Genomic DNA, 361 nt, shown 5'->3' with positions numbered 1-361 from the left:
CGGTGGACCGCAGCGTCGCGTTGGGCGACTATGCGACGACCTCTGCGGCGACGAACGTGTCGTCTGTGACGATCGGCGGGACGACGTTCGGTGGGTTCGCCGGGACTTCGCCGGTGGGCGTGGTGTCGGTGGGCGCGCCGGTCTCCGAGCGCCAGATCCAGAACGTGGCGGCGGTCCGGGTGACGGCGAGCTCGACAGACGCGGTGAACGGCAGCCAGCTGTATCCGCTCGCCAGCAATGTGGGCGCAATGCTGGCCGCGTGGATCCAGAACTCCGCGGTGGCTGCGTTCCTGGCGCTCGGCCTTCGGTCGATCGTGGGGTCTCAAGCCACGGCGGTCTGCCCTGCGGCCAACGGACCGGG

General features: G+C 70.4%; 1 pseudogene. It reads left to right on the top strand.

Annotation, left to right across the window (positions count from 1 at the left end):
* A pseudogene (locus MKK53_RS04390) lies at window positions 1-361 on the top strand (hypothetical protein); the annotation flags it as partial.

Origin of the sequence: Methylobacterium sp. J-076 (assembly GCF_022829405.1) — a bacterium.
Taxonomy (GTDB): domain Bacteria; phylum Pseudomonadota; class Alphaproteobacteria; order Rhizobiales; family Beijerinckiaceae; genus Methylobacterium.
The sequence above is the reverse complement of the archived record's forward strand: the minus strand, read 5'-3'. Positions and strand labels throughout refer to the sequence as shown.